Source organism: Kitasatospora sp. NPDC058965 (assembly GCF_042741245.1).
Taxonomy (GTDB): Bacteria; Actinomycetota; Actinomycetes; order Streptomycetales; family Streptomycetaceae; genus Kitasatospora.
Genome location: NZ_JBHYKG010000207.1, coordinates 1 through 4,083, shown reverse-complemented (window position 1 = coordinate 4,083; position 4,083 = coordinate 1). Strand labels below are relative to the sequence as shown.

Annotated in this window: 3 protein-coding genes; all 3 read right to left on the bottom strand. The window is 76.3% G+C overall.

Translation table 11 applies throughout. The features are described 5' to 3' along the window. Positions 1 to 169: 169 nt before the first annotated feature. Entirely contained in the window at positions 170 to 1,435 is a 1,266-nt protein-coding gene (alc, locus tag ACFW1A_RS27815; RefSeq protein ID WP_380413255.1) for an allantoicase, read from the bottom strand. 19 nt (positions 1,436 to 1,454) lie between these two features. Continuing rightward, entirely contained in the window at positions 1,455 to 2,807 is a 1,353-nt protein-coding gene (gene allB, locus ACFW1A_RS27810) for an allantoinase AllB (protein WP_380413253.1), read from the bottom strand. 90 nt (positions 2,808 to 2,897) lie between these two features. Continuing rightward, positions 2,898 to 4,040 carry a glycerate kinase gene (locus ACFW1A_RS27805; protein WP_380413251.1) on the bottom strand — a complete coding sequence of 381 codons (1,143 nt, stop codon included), beginning with the start codon at positions 4,038 to 4,040 and terminating at the stop codon, positions 2,898 to 2,900. Between the last annotated feature and the right edge of the window lie 43 nt (positions 4,041 to 4,083).

Genomic DNA, 4,083 nt, shown 5'->3' with positions numbered 1-4,083 from the left:
GGTTTGGCCTGGGCTTGGGCGCACGTGTGGGTTGGTGGGCGGGCTGGTGGGCGGTGGGCGGCCGGGGGGGGGGTTTGGGGGTGGGGGGCCCGGGGGGGCCGGCCCCGTGGGGGGGGTTTTTGGGACGGGGGGGTCTTTCGGTTGGGGGGGGGTGGGGGGGAAGGAAGGGTCAGACGCCGAGCAGGCGCCACACCGCGGCCGCGCGGCGGGTGGTCTCGGCGCCGTCCGGGCCGTCCGCGGGCTGCAGCGCCGCGACCGCGGCGGTGGCCGCGGCGGGGCCGGCCAGCGGGCGGGCCGCGGCCAGCGCCGCGGCCTCGGCGGCGGTCAGGCCGGCCTCGGTGAGCGCGGCGGCGGCCTCGGCCGGCGGCAGCGCGTCGAACCAGCGCAGCGCCAGGGCCGCCCGGCCGGCCTCGGTGAGCCGGCCGACCAGCCGCAGCCGGGCCACCCCGCCGTCCGGGTAGACGTTGAAGCGCACGTGGGTCACCGGGCGGCCGGCGGCGAGCCGCAGCCGGTGCCGGGTGTCCGGCTGCAGCCGGGTGCGCGGCAGCAGCTCGAACCAGCCGTCGGGGTCGGTGGCGGGGTCGCCGCCCGTCGAGGCGTCGTAGCCCCACAGGTCGGCCCAGCCGGGGGCGTTGGCGACGAAGTGGCTGGTGTCCACCTCGGCGGCCAGGACCTCACCGCCCCCGGCCAGGGCGATCTGCACCCAGTCGTTGGCCTTGTCGCGCCGACGCCGGGTCTCCCAGCCCTCGCCCATGACGGAGGCGCGACCGGGAGCGTTCAGGTTGTGCGGGGAGGAGAAGTACCGGTCCGAGGCCGCCTCCGCGACGCCGCCGTACTCCTGGGCGGCCAGGTCGAAGCTGAGCCCGTCCAGGTCGCGCGGGTCCGGCAGCACCTCGCCGTACACCCGCAGCCGGGCCACGCCGCCGTCCGGCCAGATGTTCAGCCGCACGTGCGTGTAGCGGGTGGCGTCGGCCACCTCGAACTCGTGCGCCGTGTCGCCGCGCAGCGCGGTGCGCGGGACCAGGTCGGTCCACTCGGCCGCGGCCAGCTCCTCGACCGACGGGTGGCCCGGCACCGAGGCGCCCTGCACCGAGCCGGACTCCGGGTAGTTGCCGGTGAAGTGGGCGGTGTCCACGATCACGCCGCGGATCCGGCCGGCCACCCCGAGCCGGACCACGGCCCAGTCGTGGTCCTCGTCGGTCGGGTGCGGCTGCTCGGCCCCGGCGCCGCGGCGGCGCCGGCTCTCCCAGCCGTCCATGATCTGGCCCTTGTGGCCGAAGGTGTGCGGCCGGAACTCGGCGGGCTTGGCGACCAGCAGGTTCTCCGCGTCGGCGAAGGTGTCCTCGTTGGTGGCCACCACCCCGGCGCCCAGCAGCCGGGAGGCGAGGTTGACCAGTTCGGTGAAGGGAGCCGACGGGGTCTGACTGGTGCTCATATCGCTCCTCAGCAAAGGTTCAGCGGGTACGAAGGATCTGCTGCCCGAACGGCGCGGCGGCCGTGTCCACCACCCGGCCGCGCAGCCAGGTGGTCCGCACCGCACCGGTCAGCCGCCGGCCCGCGTACGGGGTGACGGGGTTGCGGTGGTGCAGGCCGGCCGGGTCGACGGCGAACTCGGCGTCCGGGTCGAAGGCCACCAGGTCGGCGTCGCAGCCGACCGCGATGGCGCCCTTGGTGCCGGTCAGGCCGACCAGTTCGGCCGGGCCGCCGGACATCCAGCGGGCCACCTCGGTCAGCGTGTGGCCGCGGCGCCGGGCCTCGGTCCAGATCGCCGGCAGCCCCAGCTGCAGCGAGGCGATGCCGCCCCAGGCGGCCGCGAAGTCGCCGCTGCCGCCGAAACGTTCCAGCAGCTTCAGGTCGGGGGTGGACGGCGAGTGGTCGGAGACGATGCCGATGAACTCGCCGTTCGCCAGCGCCGCCCAGAGCCGGTCGCGGTTGGCCTCGTCGCGGATCGGCGGGCAGCACTTGAAGGCGGTGTCCCCGTCCGGGACCTCCTCCGCGGCCAGCGTCAGGTAGTGCGGGCAGGTCTCGGCGGTCACCCGGACGCCGTCGGCCCGGGCCTGCGCCAGCAGCGGCAGCACCGCGGCGGACGAGACGTGCAGGATGTGGACCCGGGCGCCGGTGCGCCGGGCGGTCTCCAGCAGGTGCGCCACCGCGGCGGTCTCGGCGTCGTCCGGACGGGAGTTGAGGAAGTCGCGGTAGTGGGTGCCGGGCACCTGCGGGGCCGCGGAGAGCACCGCCGGGTCCTCGGCGTGGATGATCGCCAGTGCGCCGATCCGGGCCTGCTCGGCCAGTGCCGGCGCCAGCTGGTCGCGGTCCAGGTGCGGGAACTCGTCCACCCCGGAGGGCGCCAGGAAGCTCTTGAAGCCGAACACGCCGGCCTCGTGCAGGGCGGCCAGCTCGCCGGTGTTGTCCGGCACCGCGCCGCCCCAGAAGCCCAGGTCCACCCAGGCCTGGCCCTCGGCGGTCTTCCGCTTGACGTCCAGCCCGGCCACCGTGGTGGTCGGCGGGACGGAGTTCAGCGGCATGTCGATGATCGTGGTGACGCCGCCGGCCGCCGCGGCCCGGGTGGCGGTGGCGAAGCCCTCCCACTCGGTCCGGCCCGGCTCGTTGACGTGCACGTGGGTGTCGACCAGGCCGGGCAGCAGCACCGTGTCGCCCAGGTCGGTGAGCTGCGCGTCCCCCACCAGCAGCGAGCCGTGGGCCGCGATCTGCTCGATCCGGCCGTCCCGGACCAGCACGTCGGCCGGGCGCTCGCCGTCGGGCAGGACCACACGCCGGGAGCGGATCACCGCGGTCGGCTGCTGCATCTGGGGCCTCCGGAAAGGGTGTTGCGGTGGGGTGGCTCGGAGCCTAGGCCCGCCTTCAACAAAACGTCAATGTAGGAAAGTACGAGGGGTTCAGCGGGCCAGCAGGTCCTGCGCCAGCCGCTCGCCGGCCAGCTCGGCCAGCTCGGCCGCCCGGGTGAGGCTGTCGCCCGGCTGTTCGGCCAGGTCGGTGAGCGCGTAGGCGGCCGCGAAACCGGCGCCGCGCCACTCGCGCTCGGACAGTTCGAGCCTCCCCGCCACAGCGGCCACCGGAACCCCCGCCCCGGTGGCCGCCGCGGCGACGCCGGCGGGGGCCTTGCCGTGCAGTGTCTGCGCGTCCAGGCATCCCTCGCCGGTGACGACGAGGCGCGCCCCACGCACAGCCTCGTCGAAACCCAGCAGTTCGAGCAGCAGCTCGATGCCGGGTCGCATGGTGGCGCCCAGCAGCGCCAGGGCGGCGAAGCCCACGCCGCCGGCCGCGCCGGCCCCGGGGGCCCGGCGGGCGTCCCGGCCGGTGGCCTGCTGCACCAGGTCGGCCCAGCGGGTCAGCCCCGCCTCCAGGACCACCAGGTCGGCCTCGTCGGCGCCCTTCTGCGGGCCGTAGACCGCGGCGGCGCCGCGCGGACCGAGCAGCGGGTTGTCCACGTCGCAGGCGACCACGACCTCCACCCCCGCCAGCAGGTCGGCCAGCACGCCCGGGTCCAGGCGGTGCAGCCGGCGCAGGGCCGCACCACCCGGGGCGAGTTCGGCGCCCTCGGCGTCGTACAGGCCCACCCCGAGGGCCTGCACCATGCCGGCACCGCCGTCGGTGCAGGCGCTGCCGCCCAGCCCCAGGACCACGCGCCGCACGCCCAGCCCGACCGCCTTGGCGATCAGCTGGCCGACCCCGAAGGAGCCGGCCGCCAGCGGCGCGGTGCGGCCGCCCGGCAGCTGGCTGAGCCCGGAGGCCTGGGCCAGCTCGACGACCGCGGTCTCCCCCCTGACCGCGATCGCCGCGTCCACCGGCAGCCCGGTGGGCCCGGAGACCTTGACCGCCACCCGGGAGAACCCGGCCGCCAGCGCGGCGGCCAGGGTGCCCTCGCCGCCGTCGGCCACCGGGAGCTCGCGGACCTCGACGCCGGGGCGCGCCCGGCGGATTCCGGCGGCGATCCTGGCGGCCACCTCGGCGCCCTCCAGGGTGCCCTTGAACTTGTCGGGAGCTACGACCACATGGCCCTGGGTGGGGGTGGCGGGCATCTGATGGCCTCACTTCCGAGTCGAACTGATGGTGCGTCGATCC

Bases quoted from the DNA above. Each gene is read 5' to 3' on its own strand.
- ACFW1A_RS27805 (WP_380413251.1), bottom strand. From the start codon at position 4,040: ATGCCCGCCACCCCCACCCAGGGCCATGTGGTCGTAGCTCCCGACAAG.
- allB (WP_380413253.1), bottom strand. From the start codon at position 2,807: ATGCAGCAGCCGACCGCGGTGATCCGCTCCCGGCGTGTGGTCCTGCCC.
- alc (WP_380413255.1), bottom strand. From the start codon at position 1,435: ATGAGCACCAGTCAGACCCCGTCGGCTCCCTTCACCGAACTGGTCAAC.